We start from the raw sequence: 21576 nt of genomic DNA, 5'->3' as shown, positions 1-21576 counted from the left end.
CTAGGCTGCGGTACAATACACGTTTATTTTGCATTTGGAAGAACCTCTCATGTCCATTCGTACCCGTTTTGCCCCAAGTCCAACCGGTTATTTGCATATCGGTGGCGTGCGCACGGCTTTGTTCTCTTGGGCAGTCGCTAAAAAGAACCAAGGTCAATTTGTATTGCGCATCGAAGACACTGATTTGGAACGCTCAACGCCTGAATCCGTACAAGCGATTTTGGACGGCATGAATTGGGTGGCCATGGGCTACGACGAAGGTCCGTTCTACCAAACCCAACGCTTTGACCGTTACAAAGAATTGATTGCGCAATTGATTGCCGAAGACAAAGCGTATTATTGCTACACCACCAAAGCTGAGTTGGATGCACAACGCGCTCAAGCGGAAGAAGCCAAAACGCATTTCGCTTACGACAGAAAATGGCGTCCTGAAGCAGGCAAAACCTTGCCTGCTGCCCCTGAAGGTGTGCCACCTGTGGTACGTTTTAAAATGCCTATTGATGGCGTGACTTCTTGGGTCGATGCGGTCAAAGGCGAAATCAGCTTTGACAACAAAGAATTGGACGACTTGATTATTGCGCGTGCCGATGGCACCCCAACCTACAATTTCTGTGTGGTGGTGGATGATTTGGACATGGGTATGAGCCACATCATTCGTGGTGATGACCATGTGAACAACACGCCAAAACAAATCAATATTTTAAAAGCTTTGACCGACCAAATGCCTGTTTATGGTCATTTGCCAATGATTTTGAATCCGAATGGTCAAAAAATGTCCAAACGCCGCGATGCTGTGAGCGTGGTCGATTATGACCGCCAAGGCATTTTGCCTGAAGCATTGCTTAATTATTTGGCTCGTTTGGGCTGGGCACATGGCGATGATGAGTTTTTCACGATGGAACAATTTGTAGAATGGTTTGATTTGAAAGATGTCAGCCCATCGGCAAGCCGTTTTGACCATGAAAAATTGTTGTGGCTAAACGCCCAACACATCAAAGCCAAAACCAACGAACAATTGGCCGCTTTAGTACAACCGCGCTTGCAAGTGCGTGATATCGACCAAGAAAGTGCGCCTGATTTGGCTGAGATTTTGGAATTGGTCAAAGAACGTGCGCAAGACTTGAACACTTTGGCAGATGAATGCGTGTATTTTTACCGCAAATCCACGCCAACTGACGAAGAAACCAAAAAACATTGGGACGAAGAAGCGCCTGCTCGCATGCGCCGCTTTGCTTCTGAGTTAGAAGGTTTAACCGATTGGACTGCCGAAGCGATTCACGACTTGTTCAAACCATTTTGTGAAAAAGAAGGCATCAAAATGGGTAAGCTGGGCATGCCTTTGCGCTTGGCTGTGTGTGGCACCAGCAAAACCCCATCGATTGATGCGGTTTTGGCCTTACTCGGCCGCACCGAGGTCTTAAAACGCCTCCACGAAGCTTAACGCGCCCAAACAACGCCCCCTTGTGGGGCGTTGTGCGTTTGAGAAATTGTATTTGCGTGGTTCATCATCGTTTTATGAACCACACTTTTTATTCCGACAGGTCATGTACCTGTAACCTGTACAACCCGATGCTATAAGCGTCCTGTAAAAATGTAGAACACCATGCAATCATTAGAAAATAAAATCCGTGAAGTCGGTAAAGTTTTGTCACCAATTGTTTTGAAAGTCGATGCGTTTTTAAACCACCAAATCGACGCTGCATTGATGAAAGCCGTCGGTGAAGAATTTGCCGCACGCTTTAGCGATGTCAAAGCCACCAAAATTTTGACTTTGGAATCTTCAGGCATTGCCCCTGCGACCATGTTGGGCTTGGTGTTGGGTTTGCCAGTGATTTTTGCGCGCAAACGCAAATCTTTGACTTTGTCTGACAATTTGCTGTCAGCTACCGTGCATTCATTCACCAAAAACGTCACCAGTGAAATTTCGGTTTCACGCGACTTTTTAAAAGCAGGCGACCAAGTCATCATCATCGACGACTTTTTGGCCAATGGCGAAGCGGTACGTGGCTTGTTGAGCGTGGTTGAGCAAGCAGATGCCACAGCAGTCGGTGTCGGCATTGTGATTGAAAAAGGTTTCCAACACGGTGGTAAAGAATTGCGTGAAAAAGGCGTACGTGTGGAATCTTTGGCAATTGTTGACAGCATGGATGTTGATCACATCACGTTCCGCCAACAAGACTAAGCGTCCTGTAAACCAAACTTCGAGCCGCAAGCCATGTTTGCGGCTTTTTGCTGCCACAGCCAACCTTCTTGCAAAACACTTGAAACCTTGAGCACACCGCCCTTACAATCGCCAATTATCCATGCACAATAATGGACATCCATCATGAATACCGAATTTTTGTTTACCTTGCCTGCCGACAATGGCGAAGATTTTGTCGCGGCTGAACATTTGCCATTGGTGGTGTATTTTTACCCCAAAGACGCCACCCCTGGCTGCACCACCGAAGCACAAGCCTTTCGTGACCACATCGAAGCGTTCAAAAGCGCAGGTTATACCGTCGTCGGCATCTCGCGCGACTCAGTCAAATCGCATCAAAATTTTGTTTGCAAACAAGAATTGAATTTTCCATTGCTGTCAGATAAAGAAGAAACTGTTTGCCGTCAATTTGATGTCATCAAAGAAAAAAACATGTATGGCAAAAAAGTGATGGGCATTGAGCGCTCCACTTTTATACTCAATAGCGACGGTGAAATGGTGCACCAATGGCGCAAAGTCAAAGTAGCAGGACATGTGGAAGAAGTCTTGGCCACCGTACAAAACTTAGCTAAGTCAAATTAAGCACGTTTCAATCTCCAACGTGTTGCGCCAATACATAACGCTTGGGTGTCATGCCCAAGCGTTTTTTAAACACCGTGATAAACGCACTGACCGATTCATAACCCAAATCCATAGACACTTGCTGCACGCTTTTGCCAGCGGCCAATTGCAACAAAGCATGCAACAATTGCACTTGCTGGCGCCATCTGGCAAAACTCAAACCCGTGTCTTGCTTAACCAAGCGCGACAAATTGCGCTCACTCATCGCCAATTTTTGCGCCCAATACACACTGCTGCCAGCATGATTGGGTTCACGCAACAATACTTGGTACAACACTTGTAAGCGTTCGTGTTGCAACACAGGAATGGCAAAAGCCTGCGTGGGAGCCGCTTGCAATTCTAACAACAATAAAGCAACCAAATGGTGTTGGTACGCCACATCCACTTCTGCTGCCGCTTGCAAATTCACCAGTCGCAATAACAACTCCCGCAATAAAGCACTGACAGCCAACACACCTGCGGGAATGGTGGTCAATGGCGTTTGTGCTGCCACAAAGACCATACACACTTGGGCATTGTGAGTCACATAATTGGTATGCACATGATGAGGCGGAATCCAAACCGCCGCTTGCGGTGGCACCATCCACACCTGTCCATTGATGACACAACGCACACCGCCCGCCAAAGCCAATACCAATTGCCCTTGCTCATGGGCATGCTCAGGCGATTCATAATCACAATCTTGCGCTTGTACCAAAGTTGCGCTGACACAATGTGTTTGGCTGCTGTTTTTAGTGTGATGCAAATAATGGTACAAATGGCTCATATTGTCTGATTTGAGTGATTTTTTGGCATTATAGCGAAATTTTTACCTAAGCAATTGTAATACACTGTGCGATTGCATTTTAAAGTCTGCTTGATATGTCAACCAAACGCTTGTCTTTATTGCTCATTGGCATTTTATTGATTGCCGCCAATTTGCGTTTACCCATCACCAGCATCGGCCCTGTGATACAAAACATCGGGCAAGATTTTCAATTGAGCAGCGCGGCTTTGGGTTTGTTAACCACCTTGCCGTTGCTCGCTTTTGCCATCATCTCGCCTTTGGCACCCAAATTGGCGCAACGCATAGGCTTAAACCGCAGCTTGAGCGTGTGTTTGATTGTCATCATTGTCGGTTTTACAGGACGCTTGTTACCATCTTTATCCCTGTTTTACCTGTCCACAGCCTTGATTGGTGCAGGCATCGCCATCGGCAATGTGTTGCTACCCAGCCTCATCAAACAGCGTTATCCCGACAACATTGCTTTAATGACCAGTGTTTATGCTTTCACCATGTCGGTTGCTGCCGCCCTCGCTTCCATGTGGGTATTGCCTTTAACCAATTGGTGGCAAGGACAATGGGCATGGGCTTTGGGCAGTTTTGTGTTATTGCCTATCGTAAGCTTGGTGTTGTGGTTGCCACAATGCAGTCGTGAGCCAACGCCCGCCCAAACCCATGCCACCGAACAAGCACATACACCATCCAAACCCATGTGGCATTATGGTTTGGCTTGGCAAGTGACAGTATTTTTGGGTTTGAATTCGATGATTTATTACAGCATCATCACATGGCTGCCCAGCATGTTACAGGACGCTTCTTACACTGCCGCACAAGCAGGCAGCTTGCACGGTTGGTTACAAATGGCATCGGCTTTGCCCGGCTTTTTGCTCGTACCCTTAATACGCCGCTGTGCCGACCAACGTGTGCCAGCGAGCTTGGTCAGTGGTTTGATGTTGGCGGGTTTATTGGGTTTGGCCTATTTCCCGCAATACGCCACAGTGTGGGCAATTGCCATCGGTTTTGGTTCAGGCGGCACCATTTTACTCGGCTTAATGTTCATGGGTTTGCGCACTCAAACCCCGCAAAAAGCCGCTTCTTTGTCCGCCATGGCGCAAAGCATCGGTTATTTGCTCGCCGCTGCCGCACCGCCATTATTGGGCTTATTGCAACAACAATCTGCCTCGTGGTTCGGTGTTTTGTGGCTATTGAGCGTTGCTGCATTCATTGTGTTAATCAATGGCTTAGGTGCAGGTCGCAATCTTAAAATTCCTTAGTCATCTCTTTGTCATTTATTTTCGACACACTGCCAACATGGTTACAGGACGCTGAAAACATCATTTTCATTGGCAATCACCATGAATGTGTGTTTTGATTTGTATCAGGTAGCGGCGCTATGCCGTTGCCTGATAACAATCTGTTTCCCATCTGAAAACCATATTTTATGTGAATCAAGAGGGCTGCCATGACGACTCAAAAACTGTTTGTTTTAGATACCAATGTATTGTTACACGACCCACAAAGTTTGTTTCGTTTTGCTGAACACGATGTTTATTTGCCTTTAATCACTTTAGAAGAAATGGATGCTCACAAAGTGGGCATGTCCGATGTGGCACGCAATGCCAGACAAGCCAGCCGCTACATTGACCAATTGTTCAACCACGCTCCCGATGCCTTAAGTTCAGGCATTCCATTGCATTTGAGCGGTTTCAAAGAAGCACAAGGCAAACTCTTGTTGCAAACCACTTTGAATATCGCCCCTTTGCCTGAAAGTCTGTCGGATGAAAAAGCCGACAATCTCATCTTGGCTTTGGTCAAATACCTACACGAACACCCCAATGGCTACAATGATGTGGCTTTGGTGTCCAAAGACATCAATATCCGCCTCAAAGCCCGCGCTTTGGGCTTGCCTGCCGAAGATTATTTCAATGACAAAGTCTTAGAAGACAGCGACATGTTGTACAGCGGTTATCGCCAATTGGATGCCGATTTTTGGCTCAGAAACGGCAGCCAATTAGAGTCTTGGCAAGAACAAGGCAAGGCGCATTACCGCATCCAAGGCAAAGATGCCCAATCTTTATTACACAATGAATTGTTGTTAGACCAAGACGATAACAAAACCTTGCAAGCGCGCGTCGTGTCCATCGATAACACCCAACCAAGCGCCATTTTACAAACCGTTAAAGATTACAGTCACAACAAAAACAGCGTTTTTGGCATCACTTCTCGCAATTGGGGACAAAATTATGCATTGAATTTGTTGATGAATCCTGACATAGACTTAGTGACTTTGCTTGGACAAGCGGGCACAGGCAAAACCTTGCTGACTTTGGCAGCGGCATTGACTCAAGTATTGGACCAACAACTGTACAACGAAATCATCATGACCCGTGTCACCGTTCCTGTGGGCGATGACATCGGTTTTTTACCCGGCACCGAAGAAGAAAAAATGAACCCGTGGATGGGCGCATTAGAAGACAATTTGGAAGTTTTAACCCACAGCGATGACATGGGCGGAGCATGGGCAAGAGCGGCCACGCAAGACATGGTGCGCAATAAAATCAAAGTCAAATCCATCAACTTCATGCGTGGACGCACGTTTCAACACAAATTTTTGATTGTCGATGAAGCACAAAACTTAACGTCCAAACAAATGAAAACGTTGATTACCCGCGCAGGCGAAGGCACTAAAATCGTTTGTATGGGCAATTTGGCACAAATTGACACACCGTATTTGAGCGAAGGTTCCAGTGGTTTGACTTATTTGGTGGATCGCTTCAAAAACTGGCCACATTTTGGTCACATCACGTTGCAACAAGGCGAGCGTTCCCGCTTGGCGGCGCATGCAGTTTCGGTCTTGTAAACCACTCCAGACTTTGTCCAGCGTCCTGTAAACTGTTACAGGACGCTGAATAACCCTATTCCAATACGCTGCCTCTTAACCGACTTAAACCTTTGAAGCGTCCTGTAAACATGTCCAACATGTTAGAATGCAGCCTATTTCAATATTCTCAGTGGATGATGCCTTGTTCGCTCAACGCCATTTACAGGCCGCATGGCAGTTTTGCCTTTTGGTTATCATGCTTGGGTTCGTACGTTTGCCCGTTGCTCAAGCCAATATCAATCCCAAATCCATTTTGCCCGCACACCAAGCGTACCAAACACAAGTGTTTGCCACAGAAAACGGTGTTTCGGTTCAGTTTGATATTGCAAAAGGTTATTATTTATACCAACAAAAAATTGCCGTTCACAGCACCGGTCCCCATCTCAAACCACCTGAATTCAGCCCCACTACAACCAAAACCGATGAGTTTTTTGGCACACAACCGGTGTATTACCAAGTGGCACAAATCAATATCCCGTTTCAGGACGCTTATGATGTGAGCCAACCTTATCAATTGGTGGTTGAGTATCAAGGCTGTGCCGATGTCGGTGTGTGTTATCCGCCAAGCAAAGCGGTGTTTGACATCAATCAAGTCGGTGTCATCACACCAACGAGCACCGACAAAACGAATGTGTTCACCCAAAGCCAACCGAATTTCAATTTCAATACCACCAACGCATCCAACACCCACAACGAGCGTTTTCAACTCAATGACAATCAATTATGGCAAAGTCTGCTGACGTTTTTTATCGCGGGCATCGGTCTGAGTTTGACCGCTTGCATGTATCCCTTACTGCCGATTGTCTCTAGCATCGTAGTCGGACAAAAACGCAGCCGCCGCATCGCTTTTGGTTTGTCGTTTTTGTATGTGCAAGGTTTGGCAGTCACTTATGCTTTGGTCGGTGTTATCACAGCCTTAACAGGCGCGCTGCTGATGGCTTGGCTGCAACAAGCATGGGTGATTTTGAGTGCCGCATTGGTATTGGTTGTTTTGGCTTTGGCAATGTTTGATGTGATTCAAATTCAATTACCCAGCCGCCTACAATCATATTTCCAACAAACATCGAGCCGTTTTTCAGGCGGTAAAATCGTGTCGGTCTTTTTCATGGGCATGTTGTCAGCATTGATTGTCGGTCCTTGTGTCGCACCGCCATTGGCATTTGCTTTGGGCTACATCGCTCAAAGTGGCAACGCCTTTGTAGGCGGTGCCGCCTTGTATGCCATGGCTTTGGGAACGGGTTTGCCCTTGATTTTGGTAGCCACATTCGGCGCGCATATCTTGCCCAAAGCTGGCACATGGATGAATGGTGTCAAAGTCATTTTCGGCTGTTTGCTGTTGATGGCGGCCGTGTATTTGGCACGTCCATTTTTACCGTTTTGGCTCAATGTCAGCTTGTATGGCGCAATTTTGTTTGGTTTGGGTTTGTATTGGGTCATACAAAGCCACCAAGTCATCCCCAAATGGCGTTATTTGCCTTTGATTTTGGGCGCCAGTTTGATAGCCATCAGCGCTTATTTCACAGGTGAAACCATTCGCGGTAAAGTCACGCCCATACACCAATTTTTAAGCTTACAAGCGCCCAACCAAGCGCATTTTGGCAAGCAATTTACCGATGTGAGTTTGTTACAGGACGCTGTTGCCACCGCTTTACAACAAGACCCAAGCAAGCCTGTCATCGTGGACTTTTATGCCGATTGGTGTGTCACTTGCATCCAAATGCAAATGAATACCTTCAACACAGACACCGTCAAACACAGTATTGACGAACAACGCTTTTTTACCATTGATGTGACTGCAAACACGCCCGAGCACCAAGCTTTATTGAAAGAATATGGCTTGTTTGGTCCACCGGGAATTTTCAAAATTCATGCCAATGGCAGCAAAAGTGAGCCTGTATTGGGGTTTGTCTCGGCAGATGAATTTGTCAAATGGGCACATGCTAAACCTTGATTCACAAACACTTACAGGACGCTTTAAGCGTCCTGTAAACATTGATACACACTCAAAATCAGGCTTTTTGACCCAAAGTAATGCGGTCTAAACCAGCATAATCTTGAATGGTGCGCACATGGATTAAACCTGCGTCGGTAAAGATTTTTTGAATGTCACAAGCTTGTTCAAAACCATGCTCAACCATCAAATAGCCTTGCGGTTTGATGTGTTGTGCATGATTTTGTGCCAAAGCTTTGTAAGCACTCAAACCATCGTCAAAATCGGTCAAAGCTTGTGGTGGCTCAAAGCGCAAATCGCCTTGGCTCAAATGCGCATCGTCTTTGTGAATATAAGGCGGATTGGACACCAAAACGTCTACCAAAGCGTCCTGTAAAGGCTCAACGTCATACCAAGAACCCAAATGAAATGACACATTCGCGCCCAAACGCCCTGCATTGTTTTTGGCAATACCCAAAGCAGGCGCACTGATATCAGACGCATGAACCACGCTGTCAGGTCGCTCCAAAGCGGTGGTGATGGCGATGATGCCGCTGCCTGTGCCAATGTCCCAAACCCGTCCACCATGTGGCAAATGTTGCCACACCGTTTCTGCCAATAATTCTGTTTCAGGACGCGGAATCAATACATCGGGCGACACTTGAAACACGCGCCCGTAAAACTCTCGCTCACCCAATAAATATGCCATCGGCACGCCATCCAAACGCGCTTGCTGCATGTCGTTCAATTGCCAAACCATCATTTCCGGCAATACTTCGTCGTCATGCGCCACCAAATGTGCGCGTGAAAAACCACCGACAAATTGCAACAACATGCGTGCTTCCAATTTGGGTAAAGAACTGGCTTGAAGCCATTGTGCAATGCTTGTTGTCATAATAAAAATACCGTTGCCAAACCTAAGAAAATCAAAAAGCCGCCTGAATCGGTCACAGCGGTAATCAAGACTGAGCTGCCAACAGCAGGATCACGCCCAAAGCGCTCCATGACTACCGGAATCAACACGCCCATCGTTGCCGCCAAGAGCAAATTCAAAGTCATTGCCGCCACCATCACCAAGCCGATGCCCATACTACCATACAGCCAATACGCCACTGCGCCCATTGCCGAGCCCCAAATGAGGCCGTTCATCAATGCCACCGCCAATTCTTTGCGCAGCAAACGCCCCCATTGGCTCAGATTCAATTGCCCCATCGCCAACGAGCGCACAATCATCGTCGTGGTTTGATTGCCTGAATTGCCGCCTATGCCCGCCACTATCGGCATCAACGCTGCCAAAGCGACAATTTGTGCAATCGAATTTTCAAATACGCCAATCACCCGACTGGCGACAAATGCGGTAAATAAATTGATGACCAACCACATCCAACGGTTTTTGAATGAGTCGATGACAGGTGCAAACAAATCTTCTTCTTCTTTCAAACCTGCCATATTCAATAAATCGGCTTCAGATTCTTCCCGAATCACATCCAACATTTCATCGACCGTAATACGACCAATCAGTTTTTTATTGGCATCCACCACGGGCGCTGTGACCAAGTCATAACGCTCAAACGCTGAAGCAGCTTCTTCAATATTGTCTTCAGGGCGAAAGCGCACCACATCGGTAGACATCACATCGTGTACCCATTCTTCAGGGTCAGACACCAATAAAGTCCGAATCGGCAATACCCCTTGTAAAATATCATCGTCATCCACCACAAAAATCTTGTCGGTATGGTCTGGTAAGCTTTCAAAACGACGCAGATAACGCAATACCACTTCGCAAGTGACATCGGCACGAATGCTCACTTGCTCAAAGTCCATCAAATTGCCGACTTCGTCTTCTTCATACGACAAAGCCGATACCACTTGCGCCCGCTCTTCGGCATTTAACGACTCTAAAACCTCATGCACCACTTCTTTGGGTAAATCAGGTGCCAACTCTGCCAATTCGTCCGCATCCAAATCCTCAATCGCCGCCAGCAACTCTTGTTGCCCCATGCTTTCAATCAAGGTTTCACGCACCACATCGGACACTTCGAGCAAGACTTCACCGTCTTCATCTGGCTCAGCCAAACGCCAAACCATCACGCGCTCTTGCTGCGGCAAAGATTCCAACACCGTTGCCATATCGGCAGGATGCAATTCGTGTAAAATACCGATTAATTCATTCAGATAGCGTTGTGATTTGGGGTCATCCATCTGACCTGAAGCCACATCGGCATAAATTGGCAACAAACGCTCTGCCAACACATGAATGCGCTCCATGTCCCATTCATTGCGCTCTTCTGAAATTTGGAAATCAGGTTCTTTTTCGACCATAGGCGACTCTTTTCAATGAATAAAGAAATGAAATAAGCACAGTGCCCTCTCATTGTACCTTCTTTGAATCGGTAAATTAAACTGTATGCCCTATTTTCCAAACACATTTGCATGCTAAAAACCTAAGCATTTGGAGCCACAATGATTATTCATCCACGCATACACGCATTCCAGTTGTCTTCGGTGGTTTGTGTATGCGTACTGGCTTTATGCGCCTGCGCTCCCAGTACACCAATCCCAAAAGAGCCTCCCCATCCAATAGAAAAACCAGTACCTTCAGCATCCATGACAATCGCCACTGACGAGCAACATATCCAAGTGGTTTTGTCGTGGGAAGATTTGCAGCCACAAACCATCGCTGCACCCAATGCAGGTAAAATTGACAATCTATTGATTCAAGAAGGACAACACGTTCAGGGTGGTCAACGCTTGATACAGCTAAAAACCGAAGCCAAAACCCAAACTCAAACCACCATCAAATCCACAGTTGACCAAGCTGCTAAGGCGCAAGCGTATCAGAAGTGGCAACAAGACAAAGATTTACATGCCCAAGGCTTTATTTCCCAAGCAGCTGTCGCCAAAAGTGCCGCAGCTTACCATGCTGCCTCACAAAGCCAATCTGTCGTTCAACACACACCAAACATCACCCAAGCAGCAACGTCAACATGGTTACAAGCACCGTTTAATGGTGTAATCAGACCTTTAGCAATTTCTCATGGCGCTCAAGTGAAAAACGGGCAAAAATTATTTGTCATTGAGCCAGATGACACACAACGCATTAAAATATTGGTTGCCCAAGACAATCATCAAGAATTGTTCATTGGACAACGCTTATACTTATATGAGCCAAAAATGCAGCAAGCGTTGTGGTTACAAATCAGTGAGCTGCCCCCGATAACCGACAAACAATATGTTTTGGCTTATGCCTTATGGCCACAAGATTTGCCCAAGCCGGCACATTTCGAGTCTTATCAAGCCTATTTGGTAACACATCAAAAGCCTCTGCCTTAAACCATTCATCTATATGGACCATAAAATGTACAAATCAATTCAGAAACAAAAGGGATTTACACTGACTGAGATGATGGTTGTCCTTGTCATCCTCGGCATTTTAACGGCCATCATCTACCCTAGCTATACCAAATATTCTCGCAATACTCGCATACAAAATGCCAAAGCTGACATCACTTTGGCACAAAACATGTTAGAGAAATATTATGCTCAAAACCATTCATTTAGATCTGGTAATGATTATCCAGATGGGGTTTTAAGCAATATTAATAATGAATTTTTCCATATTGCTTTTTACACCACTGACAGTGCAGATGATAATTTATATTGTAGCCCTGCTACGTTACAAAGTGATCAATACTGCTTGTATGCCGCACCAAAAAGCAATAATAGCGGGGAAAAACGGTTTCTTTTTATCGATGCAACGGGATTACTGCAAATATGCAATCAAGATGCAGCCAGCATCTCAACGGCGGGCGTCTTGAGCGATAAGCAAGCCAGTTCTTGCAGCAGTATGTAATATCGACATACTCATCTTCTGTGCATGCCTAGACATTCGGAGCATCACAGGAGATAGATGATGCATGCCCACAAAAAATTAGCCAGCCGCTCTAAAACCGCAGGCTTTACATTGATTGAATTATTGGTATTGCTGTGTCTTTTAGGCATGATTGGCGTCACAGTTTTGCCAATTTACCAACGCCATATTGCCAATACACGACTGCAAGAAGCACAAGCGGCATTGATGCACAATACCCAATTTATGGAACGTTATTACGCTCAAAATGTCCGCTTTACCAAAAATTCGACCACTTGGCCCAAATTGCCCATTCCAGAAACCCGTTTTTTCAAAATCTCGTTTACAGGTACTGCTAGAGGCGCTACTGCTGGTACTTACCGCTTACAGGCCGTTGCCAAAAATACCCACTCAGAACCGCGTTATTTAACCATCGATCAAAATCACAGCTTACTCATATGCCAAAAAGAAGGCACGCGAACTTTATGCCGTGCTCGTTAAACTATCACGCTCATAAGCAGCAGTACCAAAAGACTTGGGTCGCTGCTTAAACTAGCGTAAAATATCGCTTTTATGCATTCATTACGTTACAGATAAAGGCGTTTTTTTCATGTCTGATGTCAACACCCCACGCGAAACATTAATTGAATTCCCTTGTGAATTTCCTTTGAAAATTATGGGCACTACCCACGAGGCTTTTGCCATCACCATGTTGCAAGTTGTGCAACAATATGCGCCTGACACGCAAGAACACCATGTCCGTACTCGTTTGTCTAGCAAAGGCAACTTCACCAGTGCCACCATCACAGTGACGGCCACCGACCAAGAGCAATTAGACAACATTTACCGCAGCTTGACTTCTCATCCTATGGTCAAAGTGGTGTACTGATGATTATCAAAAAATTAGGTACAGCAGCTTATGAGCCTGTTTATGCTCAAATGGTAGAATTCACAGAACAACGTGATGAAACCACGCCTGATGAATTATGGATTGTTGAGCATCCTCCTGTATTCACACAAGGCATGGCAGGCAAACCTGAACATTTATTAAGCAGCACAAACATTCCTGTGGTACAGGTCGATCGTGGTGGTCAAATTACTTACCATGGACCAGGTCAAATCGTCGTGTATACCATGATTGATTTCAAACGCCGCAAAACTTCTGTGCGCGATTTGGTTTCACGCTTAGAAGACAGTATCATCGCCACGCTGGCCGACTACGGCATTGCCTCTCACAATGACCCACAACGACCGGGTGTGTATGTGGGTGAGCGCAAAATTGCATCATTGGGTTTGCGCATCAAACGTGGTTCGGTCTATCACGGCTTGGCTTTGAATGTGAACATGGACTTAAATCCATTTCATCAAATCAATCCTTGCGGTTATGCAGGTATGGAAATGGTGCAGATGGCAGACTTATTGCCGCAAACACCTGATTTTGAAGAAGTTGCCAACACATTGGCGCAGCATCTACAACAACAACTAACTGTGGAAGATACACATTCATGAGTCAAGACAACGCACAAGGCGTCAAACACAAAGGCGCTGCCAAAACGGCTCGCATTCCGATTAAAATTGTGCCTTTGGAAACCAAGCTGAAAAAACCAGAATGGATTCGCGCTAAATTGCCTAGCGGTGGTCAATTCATGGAAATCAAGCGTATTTTGCGCGAGCAAAAATTGCACACTGTTTGTGAAGAAGCTTCTTGCCCTAACATTGGCGAATGCTTTAGCAAAGGTACGGCAACATTCATGATTATGGGTGATATTTGTACCCGCCGTTGTCCTTTCTGTGATGTCGGCCATGGTCGTCCGAATCCTTTGGATCCTGATGAACCAAGACATTTGGCTGAAACCGTTGCCGCTTTAAAATTGAAATACGTTGTGATTACTTCGGTTGACCGTGACGATTTGCGTGATGGTGGTGCAGGTCACTTTGCCGAATGTATCCAAGCGATTCGTGAGAAAAGCCCAAGCACCCAAATTGAAGTTTTGGTACCAGACTTCCGTGGTCGCTTGGATGTGGCTTTGGAAATTTTGGCGCAAACACCACCTGATGTGATGAACCACAACTTGGAAACCGCACCACGCTTGTACAAACAAGCGCGTCCAGGCGCTGACTACATCCATTCATTGGAATTGTTAAAACGTTACAAAGCTTTGCGTCCTGATGTGGCGACCAAATCGGGTATTATGGTTGGTTTGGGTGAAGATGACGAAGAAGTGCGTCAAGTGATGCGCGACATGCGTGAATACAATATTGACATGATTACCATCGGTCAATATTTGCAGCCAACTGACGGACACTTGCCTGTTTTGCGTTATGTTTCCCCTACCATGTTCAAAACGTTTGAAACCGAAGCTTTGGAAATGGGTTTCAAACATGCCGCAGTCGGTGCCATGGTTCGCTCAAGCTATCACGCAGATGAGCAAGCCAAAGATGCGGGTTTTGCTGAATAATACCCCTTCAAGCGTCCTGTAAACATTTACAGGACGCTTTTACATTGCAATCTTCATACCCAATCTTTTTTTATAAACATGTAAAGTTCGTGACTACTTCACTGTTATCATATTTTTTATTTGGCATTCATAAAGGATTCATTCATGCCTCTGTCTTCGATTTTAGCCACTGTTGATTTGGGTTCTAACAGTTTTCGTGTACAAATTTGTGCGGTTGAAAACGGTCAATTGCGTGTCATTGACTCACTCAAAGAAATGGTTCGCTTCGCAGGCGGCTTGGATGAAAATAAAAATATCACCGTAGAAGCACAAGAACGTGCTTTAGAATGCTTGTCACGCTTTGGTCAACGCTTACAAGGTCTTAAAAAAGACCAAGTTCGTGTGGTTGCCACCAATACTTTCCGTGTCGCCAAAAATATCCAAAAATTTTTGCCCAAAGCCGAAGCCACTTTAGGCTTCCCGATTCAAATCATTGCAGGTCGTGAAGAAGCCCGTTTGATTTATTTGGGCGTCAAACATACCCAACCGCCGACCACACAAAATATGTTGGTGGTGGATATTGGCGGTGGCTCAACCGAATTTGTCATTGGCAATGACTTGCAACCTGACATCATGGAAAGTTTGCCTTTAGGCTGCGTGTCTTACAGCACGCGTTTTTTCCCTGATGGGAAAGTCACCGCAGAGCGTTTTGAGCAAGCTGTTGCCAGCGCCCGCATTGAAATCCAACGAATTTCTCAAGATTTAAAACAACATGGTTGGGATTTTGCCATTGGTAGCTCAGGATCAGCACGTTCTATTCGAGATGTGATTGATGCTTACAAACTGAGCAAACACGATTTGGATGTAGCCTCTATGCGCATGATAGCCAAGAAAGTGATCAATGCAGGTTCAACTCGCAAAGCCAAATTATTGGGGATGAAAAGCGATCGCATCGAAGTGTTTGCAGGTGGCTTAGCCGTGATGGTCGCAGTATTTGAAGAATTGAATTTGGATGCCATGTCTGTGACCGATGCTGCTTTGCGTGATGGTGTCTTTTTTGACATGATGGGTCGAGATTTAGAGCGTGACTTGCGTGATGAAACAGTCGAATTATTCCAGTCTTTATACCATGTCGACGTAGCGCAAGCGAACCGTGTCAAACAAATTGCCAAACAGTGTTTTGCAGGCTTATCACAATCTTTACCCAACAGCCAATTGCAAATTTGGAATGAATATCTAGATTGGGCAGCATCCTTACATGAAGTTGGCATGAGCATTGCCCACTCAGGTTATCACAAGCATTCTGCTTATATTTTAGACCATGCAGACATGTTTGGCTTCTCGCGCCAAGAACAGCATTTATTAGCAGTATTGGTATTGAGCCATCGTGGTGACATTAAAAAATTGGTCGATGTCGTGACAGATGAGCAATGGTGGCCTGCTGTATTTGCCATGCGTTTGGCGGCACTGTTTTGTCGCAGCCGCAAAGATTTGATTTTTCCTGACAACACCAGCTTGTATTACGATGCGGCAAGTAAAACATGTGTGCTACAAATCAGCGCACAGTGGTTACAAGACAATCCATTGATTGCAGGCAGTTTGGCACAAGAAGTTTTACAATGGCATCATATTCAGTCCGAACTTAAAATCGAGGCGATTACACCATGAATGACAGCAGCAAAGCGACTTCGTTGAATATCCATTGTCAGACCATAGACGCTCATCAACAGATACACGATGCCAAACTGAGCCTTGCTGCTGACTTTCACAAACCTTTAGAGCGCCATTGGCTACAATTATCAGGTGCGGCTAATTTCGAGCAAATTAGCCATATATTGCATTCTTACCAATTGCATCCATTGGTACTCGAAGACATGAGCAACAAATCCCAACGTGCCAAAATCGAAGACTATGGCGATTATGTATTCATCGTCTTGCGTGGCAGCATGTTAACTGACAAACAACAATTGAAAAACCAATTGCTGTATTTAATCATCGCTCCAGATTTTTTCATCAGCTACCATCCTAAACCTCTGTTCATTGAGCCCATGCTATACCAAAACTTGCATGCGCAACAATCACCACATTGGGCGGCACAACCTGATTTCAGTTATTTACTCTATGTGCATTTGGATTGTTGGATTGATTTATTGATGACGCATGTTGAAAGCTTCAGCACTAAAATTGAAAAACTCGATGGTATATTATTACAACTGCCTCGCGATGAAGACATGTTGCCCAAATTACATCGACTCAAACACGATGCCTCTAGGCTCAGACGTTCGGCAGGACCTGTGCGCGATGTTTTATATTCACTGATGCGCAATGATTATGGCGTGCTATCCACACAAAGCAGCAGCTGGTATTGGCGTGACACTTATGACCATTGTTTACAATTATTGGAAAATCTAGACTTCAGCCGCGATACTTTATTGTCCATGATTGATTTGGTTGTAGGCGCGCAAACCAACCGTATGAATGAGCAGATGCGCCTTTTAACAGCAGTCAGTATGATTTTCATGCCGCTGACAGTGATTACTGGTATTTATGGCATGAACTTTGAATACATGCCTGAATTACAATGGAAATACAGCTATTTTGTGGTATTAGGTGTCATGGCATTGATTTGTCTGAGTGCATTGCGTCTTTTCATACGCCGAAAATGGTTATAATCTTATTTATCAAAACATTTTAATTGTAATGGAAATTTTATGCCCCATTTAGACCATCCAACCATTGTAGAAGCTCAATCTGAATTGACTATGACAGTATTAATGACTCCTGACATGGCCAATTTTTCTGGCAATGTTCACGGTGGTGCCATTTTAAAATTATTAGATCAAGTCGCTTATGCTTGTGCTAGCCGTTTTTCAGGCAGCTATGTGGTGACTTTATCTGTGGACAAAGTGACATTCAAAGAGCCGATTTATGTGGGTGAATTGGTCAACTTTTTGGCCTCGGTCAACCATGTTGGCAAAACCTCTATGGAAATTGGCATTCGTGTCGAAGCGCAAAACATCCGTGAACGCACCGTGCGCCACACCAACAGCTGCTATTTCACCATGGTAGCCGTCGATGAAAATGGCAAGCCAATTACAGTGCCAGAATTAAGCTTAGATTCACCATTGAAGCAATGCCGTTTCGATGCTGCAGAGCAACGCAAACAATTGCGCTTACAAAGCGTGCAAATCGCCTCTTGCAACGCCTACAAAGGTTAATTCATTATGTTTACAGGAATTGTGCAAGGCAAAGCAACGCTCATCGCTATCGAAGACCGTGGCGAATTTCGCCGCCATACAGTGCGCTTACCACAAGAATTGTCAGACAATTTGCAAATTGGTGCCTCTGTCGCTCATAACGGTTGCTGCTTAACCATTACCGAATTTCAAAACAATGAAGTGGCGTTTGATTTGATTGCTGAAACCTTGCGCTGTACCAATTTGGGCAGTTTGCAAGTAGACGATGTGGTCAACATCGAACGCGCCGCTCGTTTTGGCGATGAAATTGGCGGGCATGTGATGAGTGGTCATATCACCACCACCACTGACATTATTGCCATTGAAAATACCGATTTCAACACCACTATTTGGTTCAAGCTGCCAGAGTCTTGCAAACCGTATGTTTTAAGCAAAGGCTTTGTCGGTTTAGATGGCTGTTCTTTGACCATAGGCGATGTGTTACCAGACCGTTTCAACGTGCACTTGATTCCAGAAACTTTAGAGCGTACTTTATTCGGTCAACGCCAAGTAGGCGATGCCATTAATATTGAAGTTGATGCCCAAACCCAAGCCATTGTAGACACAGTGAGCCGCATTTTGGCGCAGCAACAAACATCCGTGAAATAGAAAGCAGAACAACATGATCTCCACTCCAGCCGAAATCATTGCCGACATCAAAGCGGGCAAAATCGTCATCTTAACCGATGCCGAAGACCGTGAAAATGAAGGCGACTTGGTAATGGCAGCCCAATTTGTCACTCCTGAAGCCATCAATTTCATGATCAAGCACGCGCGTGGCTTGGTATGTTTGCCTATGGCAGACGAATTGATTGATCGCTTGGGTTTGCCAATGATGACCCAAAACAATGGTGCGCAATACGGCACCAACTTCACCGTGTCGATTGAAGCGCGTGAAGGCATTTCCACAGGCATTTCTGCTGCCGATCGTGCCCACACGATTCAAACGGCAGTTGCACACCATGCTCAAGCCGATGACATCGTTCAACCTGGTCACATTTTCCCATTGCGCGCACGCAAAGGTGGTGTGTTAGTGCGTGCAGGTCACACTGAAGCGAGTGTGGATTTGGCACAATTGGCAGGTTTAACGCCTGCGGCAGTGATTTGCGAAATCATCAATGATGATGGCACCATGGCACGCATGCCTGAATTGGAAGTGTTTGCACAAGAACACGGTTTGAAAATGGGTACGATTGAAGATTTAATCGAATACCGCAGTAAAACCGAAAGCTTGATTGAAGACATGGGACACAATACGGTGCAAACGCCTTGGGGCGAATTCACCCAACATTTGTACGTCGACCATTTACAAGGCGAAACCCATTTGGCTTTGGTCAAAGGCAATATCACGCCTGACTCTGATGTATGGGTGCGTGTACACGAGCCTTTCAGCGCCATGGACTTCATCAGTCCCAATCCACAACACAGCTGGAGTTTGCCGCAAACTTTGGCAAAATTGCAATCGGTAGACGCAGGCGTGGCCATTTTGTTGCACCGTTCTGAAACAGGCTCTAAATTATTAGAACGTGCCTTGCCACAAGGCAGCAACCCACGTTCTACTTGGGACAGCAAAACTTACGGCATTGGTGCACAAATTTTGACCGCATTGAATGTCAAAAAAATGCGTGTGATGGGCAAGCCTTATGCGTTCAATGTTTTGAATGGCTTTGGTTTGGAAATCACAGGCTTTGCTTCACCTGAGGCACAAGACGATTTTTCAGTATAATTTGAATACAATGCTGAAAGCATGCAATAAGCGTCCTGTAAACATTTACAGGACGCTTATTGCATGCTTGTAACAATGCAATTAAGAAGTACGCGCTTTGAAAGCAGTATGACAAGATTTGCAACTCTCACCTACTTGTCCAATCGGTGCTTTCACGGCATCCAAAGTGCCTTGCGCTGCCGCCTCATTCAAAGCCTTAGAAGCGTCCTGAAGCTTTTGGATTTCTTGCTTGAACGCATCATTTTTCTCCCACACAACCGGCAAAGCATTCGATTTGGTATCGATGGTGGTAATAGAATAATGTTCCCAACCTTGGTTTGCCGCTTGGTTTAAAGTAGCAGCCGCAGCTTGTACTTTGGCCGCATCAAACGCCGCGTCACCTGCTGCCACTTCTTTCAACGTTTTATTGGCTTGTGCCAATACTTTCATATTTTTAACACGCTCTTTGACTTGGTCTTCTGCGCTCAAACGGCCTGCTGCTGCCTTATCCGCTGGCGCTGTTTTTTCACCACCGCACGCACTCAAACACAATGCCAATGCCAAACTGGCCAATAAAGTCTTGGTCATCGCCTCAACCTTTCTCATAAAATGATTCATCTAATCTGATGAGTGAATATGACTGTTTTGCTGCGCACAGCCAACCCAAAACAGTCAGAATACTGCTTTCACAATCTGAAAACAATAAAAAAGCAAACCAACATCGATTTGCTTTTTCATCGAACAAACTTTCAGGACGCTTACTTACATGCGTGCCAAAGCTTGTTCCAAATCCGCTTGTAAATCGGCGACATTTTCCAAACCCACAGACAATCGAATCAAACTTTCAGTAATACCTGCTGCGGCTTTGCCCTCTTCACTGACACGGCAATGCGTGGTTGTGTAAGGATGGGTAATGGTAGATTTCACATCGCCCAAATTGCCTGTGCGTGAGAACAATTCCACCGAATCGACCACATGCCAAGCTTCTTTGCGCGCACCTTTGATTTCAAACGCCACCACCACGCCAAACATGCGTTGTTGCTCTTTGGCCAAAGCGTGTTGCGGGTGGCTTTCCAAGCCGCCGTAATACACTTTTTCAACCTTAGGATGGTTTTCCAACCAACGTGCCAAAGTCAAAGCATTCGAACATTCACGCTCCAAACGCACGAACAAGGTTTCCAAACCACTAGACAATAACCATGCATTGAATGGAGAAATGATTTCACCTGCGGTTTTGACATGGTTCCAAACTTGCTCGATTAAAACATTCGAACCACACACAATCCCGCCAATAGCACGCCCATGACCATCAATACCTTTGGTTGCCGATGCCAAAGAAATGTCGGCACCCAAAGCAATCGGCTGTTGCACCGCTGGCGTACAGAAACAATTGTCCACAATCAAAACCGCGCCATGTTTGTGCGCCAAATCAGCCAAAGCACGAATGTCTGCCACTTCACCCAACGGATTGGATGGGGTTTCCAAGAACAAAACTTTGGTATTGGTTTGAATGGCTGCTTCCCAAGCCGATAAATCGACAGGGCTCACACATGTGACTTCAATGCCATAGCGTGGCAACATATTGTTAACCACAGAGCTGGTCGAGCCAAACAAGCTGTGACTCGAGAGCAAATGGTCACCTTGTTTTAACAAGCTGACTAAAGTCGCGTGAATCGCTGCCATGCCGCTTGATGTGGCCACAGCACGCTCTGCCCCTTCCAATTGCGCCATACGCTGTTCAAACGCCATAATGGTCGGATTGGCTGTACGGCTGTAGGTAAAACCTTCTTGCTCACCAACAAACAAACGTGAAGCATCTTCCGCTGTTGGGTAAGTGAAGCTGCTGCTCATGAACACCGCTTGACTGTGTTCAGAAAAATCACTGATTTGGCGACCACCGCGAATGGCGATGGTTTCTGGATGCCATGACTTACTCATATTCTTTAAACTTT

At 45.7% G+C, this 21576-nt stretch carries 23 protein-coding genes; 17 read left to right on the top strand and 6 right to left on the bottom strand.

Annotated elements, in window-relative coordinates; genetic code table 11:
- Window positions 1-49 precede the first annotated feature (49 nt).
- Both gltX and ADP71_RS00805 read left to right on the top strand, forming a co-directional pair.
- Window positions 50-1441, top strand: a complete 1392-nt coding sequence (gltX, locus tag ADP71_RS00810; protein WP_019958770.1) for a glutamate--tRNA ligase — start codon at window positions 50-52, stop codon at window positions 1439-1441.
- Between the two features lie 162 nt (window positions 1442-1603).
- On the top strand, window positions 1604-2182 hold the full coding sequence (locus ADP71_RS00805; protein ID WP_019958771.1) for a xanthine phosphoribosyltransferase: 579 nt from the start codon (window positions 1604-1606) through the stop codon (window positions 2180-2182).
- On the opposite strand, the gene ADP71_RS00800 is transcribed toward ADP71_RS00805, so the two are convergent.
- On the bottom strand, window positions 2179-2328 hold the full coding sequence (locus tag ADP71_RS00800) for a hypothetical protein (protein ID WP_019958772.1): 150 nt from the start codon (window positions 2326-2328) through the stop codon (window positions 2179-2181). The two genes, ADP71_RS00805 and ADP71_RS00800, sit on opposite strands and share 4 nt — an antisense overlap.
- Here ADP71_RS00800 and ADP71_RS00795 point away from each other — a divergent pair.
- Window positions 2327-2782 carry a peroxiredoxin gene (locus ADP71_RS00795; protein ID WP_019958773.1) on the top strand — a complete coding sequence of 152 codons (456 nt, stop codon included), beginning with the start codon at window positions 2327-2329 and terminating at the stop codon, window positions 2780-2782. The two genes, ADP71_RS00800 and ADP71_RS00795, sit on opposite strands and share 2 nt — an antisense overlap.
- Window positions 2783-2789: 7 nt before the next feature.
- Here ADP71_RS00795 and ADP71_RS00790 read toward each other — a convergent pair whose 3' ends face one another.
- The gene (locus ADP71_RS00790; RefSeq protein ID WP_104931262.1) at window positions 2790-3587 is read right to left on the bottom strand and encodes an AraC family transcriptional regulator; all 798 of its coding nucleotides are present in this window, start codon (window positions 3585-3587) and stop codon (window positions 2790-2792) included.
- A gap of 95 nt (window positions 3588-3682) precedes the next feature.
- On the opposite strand from ADP71_RS00790, the gene ADP71_RS00785 reads away from it, so the two are divergent.
- The 3 genes from ADP71_RS00785 (at window position 3683) to dsbD (ending at window position 8416) form a co-directional block, all read left to right on the top strand.
- Window positions 3683-4858: an MFS transporter gene (locus ADP71_RS00785; RefSeq protein WP_104931261.1), complete on the top strand. Its 1176-nt coding sequence runs from the start codon at window positions 3683-3685 to the stop codon at window positions 4856-4858.
- A 188-nt stretch (window positions 4859-5046) separates the two neighbouring features.
- Window positions 5047-6444: a PhoH family protein gene (locus ADP71_RS00780; protein ID WP_019958776.1), complete on the top strand. Its 1398-nt coding sequence runs from the start codon at window positions 5047-5049 to the stop codon at window positions 6442-6444.
- Between the two features lie 217 nt (window positions 6445-6661).
- Window positions 6662-8416 (top strand): protein-disulfide reductase DsbD, encoded by a 1755-nt coding sequence (gene dsbD, locus ADP71_RS00775; RefSeq protein ID WP_443089123.1) that lies wholly within the window; start codon window positions 6662-6664, stop codon window positions 8414-8416.
- A gap of 58 nt (window positions 8417-8474) precedes the next feature.
- On the opposite strand, the gene prmC is transcribed toward dsbD, so the two are convergent.
- Together prmC and mgtE are read right to left on the bottom strand one after the other, a co-directional pair.
- Complete coding sequence (gene prmC / locus ADP71_RS00770) at window positions 8475-9290, bottom strand: peptide chain release factor N(5)-glutamine methyltransferase (RefSeq protein WP_019958778.1); 816 nt, start codon at window positions 9288-9290, stop codon at window positions 8475-8477.
- The gene (gene mgtE, locus ADP71_RS00765; RefSeq protein ID WP_019958779.1) at window positions 9287-10717 is read right to left on the bottom strand and encodes a magnesium transporter; all 1431 of its coding nucleotides are present in this window, start codon (window positions 10715-10717) and stop codon (window positions 9287-9289) included. Before mgtE ends, prmC begins: the two co-directional genes overlap by 4 nt.
- 285 nt (window positions 10718-11002) lie before the next feature.
- Here mgtE and ADP71_RS00760 point away from each other — a divergent pair, with 285 nt between their 5' ends.
- From ADP71_RS00760 to ribBA, 11 genes are all read left to right on the top strand, one after another.
- Complete coding sequence (locus tag ADP71_RS00760) at window positions 11003-11728, top strand: HlyD family efflux transporter periplasmic adaptor subunit (RefSeq protein WP_020651379.1); 726 nt, start codon at window positions 11003-11005, stop codon at window positions 11726-11728.
- 25 nt (window positions 11729-11753) lie between these two features.
- On the top strand, window positions 11754-12248 hold the full coding sequence (locus tag ADP71_RS00755) for a type IV pilin protein (RefSeq protein ID WP_040755841.1): 495 nt from the start codon (window positions 11754-11756) through the stop codon (window positions 12246-12248).
- A gap of 57 nt (window positions 12249-12305) precedes the next feature.
- On the top strand, window positions 12306-12746 hold the full coding sequence (locus tag ADP71_RS00750; RefSeq protein WP_081619571.1) for a type IV pilin protein: 441 nt from the start codon (window positions 12306-12308) through the stop codon (window positions 12744-12746).
- A 109-nt stretch (window positions 12747-12855) separates the two neighbouring features.
- Window positions 12856-13134: an HP0495 family protein gene (locus ADP71_RS00745; RefSeq protein WP_019958783.1), complete on the top strand. Its 279-nt coding sequence runs from the start codon at window positions 12856-12858 to the stop codon at window positions 13132-13134.
- Window positions 13134-13754 carry a lipoyl(octanoyl) transferase LipB gene (gene lipB, locus ADP71_RS00740; RefSeq protein WP_019958784.1) on the top strand — a complete coding sequence of 207 codons (621 nt, stop codon included), beginning with the start codon at window positions 13134-13136 and terminating at the stop codon, window positions 13752-13754. Before ADP71_RS00745 ends, lipB begins: the two co-directional genes overlap by 1 nt.
- Window positions 13751-14704, top strand: a complete 954-nt coding sequence (gene lipA, locus ADP71_RS00735; RefSeq protein ID WP_104931256.1) for a lipoyl synthase — start codon at window positions 13751-13753, stop codon at window positions 14702-14704. The genes lipB and lipA overlap by 4 nt, the downstream gene beginning before the upstream one ends.
- Before the next feature lie 144 nt (window positions 14705-14848).
- Entirely contained in the window at window positions 14849-16351 is a 1503-nt protein-coding gene (gene ppx / locus ADP71_RS00730) for an exopolyphosphatase (protein WP_171460809.1), read from the top strand.
- Window positions 16348-17355, top strand: coding sequence for a magnesium/cobalt transporter CorA (gene corA / locus ADP71_RS00725; RefSeq protein WP_019958787.1), 1008 nt, complete (start codon window positions 16348-16350; stop codon window positions 17353-17355). The genes ppx and corA overlap by 4 nt, the downstream gene beginning before the upstream one ends.
- 39 nt (window positions 17356-17394) lie before the next feature.
- The gene (locus ADP71_RS00720) at window positions 17395-17901 is read left to right on the top strand and encodes an acyl-CoA thioesterase (RefSeq protein ID WP_019958788.1); all 507 of its coding nucleotides are present in this window, start codon (window positions 17395-17397) and stop codon (window positions 17899-17901) included.
- Window positions 17902-17907: 6 nt separating this feature from the next.
- Entirely contained in the window at window positions 17908-18528 is a 621-nt protein-coding gene (locus ADP71_RS00715) for a riboflavin synthase (protein ID WP_019958789.1), read from the top strand.
- Window positions 18529-18541: 13 nt separating this feature from the next.
- Complete coding sequence (gene ribBA, locus ADP71_RS00710) at window positions 18542-19645, top strand: bifunctional 3,4-dihydroxy-2-butanone-4-phosphate synthase/GTP cyclohydrolase II (RefSeq protein WP_019958790.1); 1104 nt, start codon at window positions 18542-18544, stop codon at window positions 19643-19645.
- A gap of 81 nt (window positions 19646-19726) precedes the next feature.
- Here ribBA and ADP71_RS00705 read toward each other — a convergent pair whose 3' ends face one another.
- Window positions 19727-20212 (bottom strand): c-type cytochrome, encoded by a 486-nt coding sequence (locus ADP71_RS00705; protein WP_019958791.1) that lies wholly within the window; start codon window positions 20210-20212, stop codon window positions 19727-19729.
- A gap of 174 nt (window positions 20213-20386) precedes the next feature.
- Window positions 20387-21562 (bottom strand): O-succinylhomoserine sulfhydrylase, encoded by a 1176-nt coding sequence (locus ADP71_RS00700; RefSeq protein WP_019958792.1) that lies wholly within the window; start codon window positions 21560-21562, stop codon window positions 20387-20389.
- Window positions 21563-21576: the final 14 nt, after the last annotated feature.

Source organism: Vitreoscilla sp. C1 (assembly GCF_002951955.2).
Taxonomy (GTDB): domain Bacteria; phylum Pseudomonadota; class Gammaproteobacteria; order Burkholderiales; family Neisseriaceae; genus Vitreoscilla; species Vitreoscilla stercoraria.
This window is presented reverse-complemented; position numbering and strand designations above follow the sequence as displayed.

Coding starts and splice junctions, on each gene's coding strand:
- ADP71_RS00750 (WP_081619571.1), top strand. CDS start 12,306: ATGATGCATGCCCACAAAAAATTAGCCAGCCGCTCTAAAACCGCAGGC.
- ADP71_RS00715 (WP_019958789.1), top strand. CDS start 17,908: ATGTTTACAGGAATTGTGCAAGGCAAAGCAACGCTCATCGCTATCGAA.
- ADP71_RS00805 (WP_019958771.1), top strand. CDS start 1,604: ATGCAATCATTAGAAAATAAAATCCGTGAAGTCGGTAAAGTTTTGTCA.
- ADP71_RS00700 (WP_019958792.1), bottom strand. CDS start 21,562: ATGAGTAAGTCATGGCATCCAGAAACCATCGCCATTCGCGGTGGTCGC.
- ADP71_RS00780 (WP_019958776.1), top strand. CDS start 5,047: ATGACGACTCAAAAACTGTTTGTTTTAGATACCAATGTATTGTTACAC.
- gltX (WP_019958770.1), top strand. CDS start 50: ATGTCCATTCGTACCCGTTTTGCCCCAAGTCCAACCGGTTATTTGCAT.
- dsbD (WP_443089123.1), top strand. CDS start 6,662: ATGCTTGGGTTCGTACGTTTGCCCGTTGCTCAAGCCAATATCAATCCC.
- ADP71_RS00755 (WP_040755841.1), top strand. CDS start 11,754: ATGTACAAATCAATTCAGAAACAAAAGGGATTTACACTGACTGAGATG.
- lipA (WP_104931256.1), top strand. CDS start 13,751: ATGAGTCAAGACAACGCACAAGGCGTCAAACACAAAGGCGCTGCCAAA.
- ADP71_RS00745 (WP_019958783.1), top strand. CDS start 12,856: ATGTCTGATGTCAACACCCCACGCGAAACATTAATTGAATTCCCTTGT.
- ribBA (WP_019958790.1), top strand. CDS start 18,542: ATGATCTCCACTCCAGCCGAAATCATTGCCGACATCAAAGCGGGCAAA.
- ADP71_RS00800 (WP_019958772.1), bottom strand. CDS start 2,328: ATGATGGATGTCCATTATTGTGCATGGATAATTGGCGATTGTAAGGGC.
- ADP71_RS00720 (WP_019958788.1), top strand. CDS start 17,395: ATGCCCCATTTAGACCATCCAACCATTGTAGAAGCTCAATCTGAATTG.
- ADP71_RS00795 (WP_019958773.1), top strand. CDS start 2,327: ATGAATACCGAATTTTTGTTTACCTTGCCTGCCGACAATGGCGAAGAT.
- ADP71_RS00705 (WP_019958791.1), bottom strand. CDS start 20,212: ATGACCAAGACTTTATTGGCCAGTTTGGCATTGGCATTGTGTTTGAGT.
- corA (WP_019958787.1), top strand. CDS start 16,348: ATGAATGACAGCAGCAAAGCGACTTCGTTGAATATCCATTGTCAGACC.
- ADP71_RS00785 (WP_104931261.1), top strand. CDS start 3,683: ATGTCAACCAAACGCTTGTCTTTATTGCTCATTGGCATTTTATTGATT.
- ADP71_RS00790 (WP_104931262.1), bottom strand. CDS start 3,587: ATGAGCCATTTGTACCATTATTTGCATCACACTAAAAACAGCAGCCAA.
- mgtE (WP_019958779.1), bottom strand. CDS start 10,717: ATGGTCGAAAAAGAACCTGATTTCCAAATTTCAGAAGAGCGCAATGAA.
- ppx (WP_171460809.1), top strand. CDS start 14,849: ATGCCTCTGTCTTCGATTTTAGCCACTGTTGATTTGGGTTCTAACAGT.
- lipB (WP_019958784.1), top strand. CDS start 13,134: ATGATTATCAAAAAATTAGGTACAGCAGCTTATGAGCCTGTTTATGCT.
- prmC (WP_019958778.1), bottom strand. CDS start 9,290: ATGACAACAAGCATTGCACAATGGCTTCAAGCCAGTTCTTTACCCAAA.
- ADP71_RS00760 (WP_020651379.1), top strand. CDS start 11,003: ATGACAATCGCCACTGACGAGCAACATATCCAAGTGGTTTTGTCGTGG.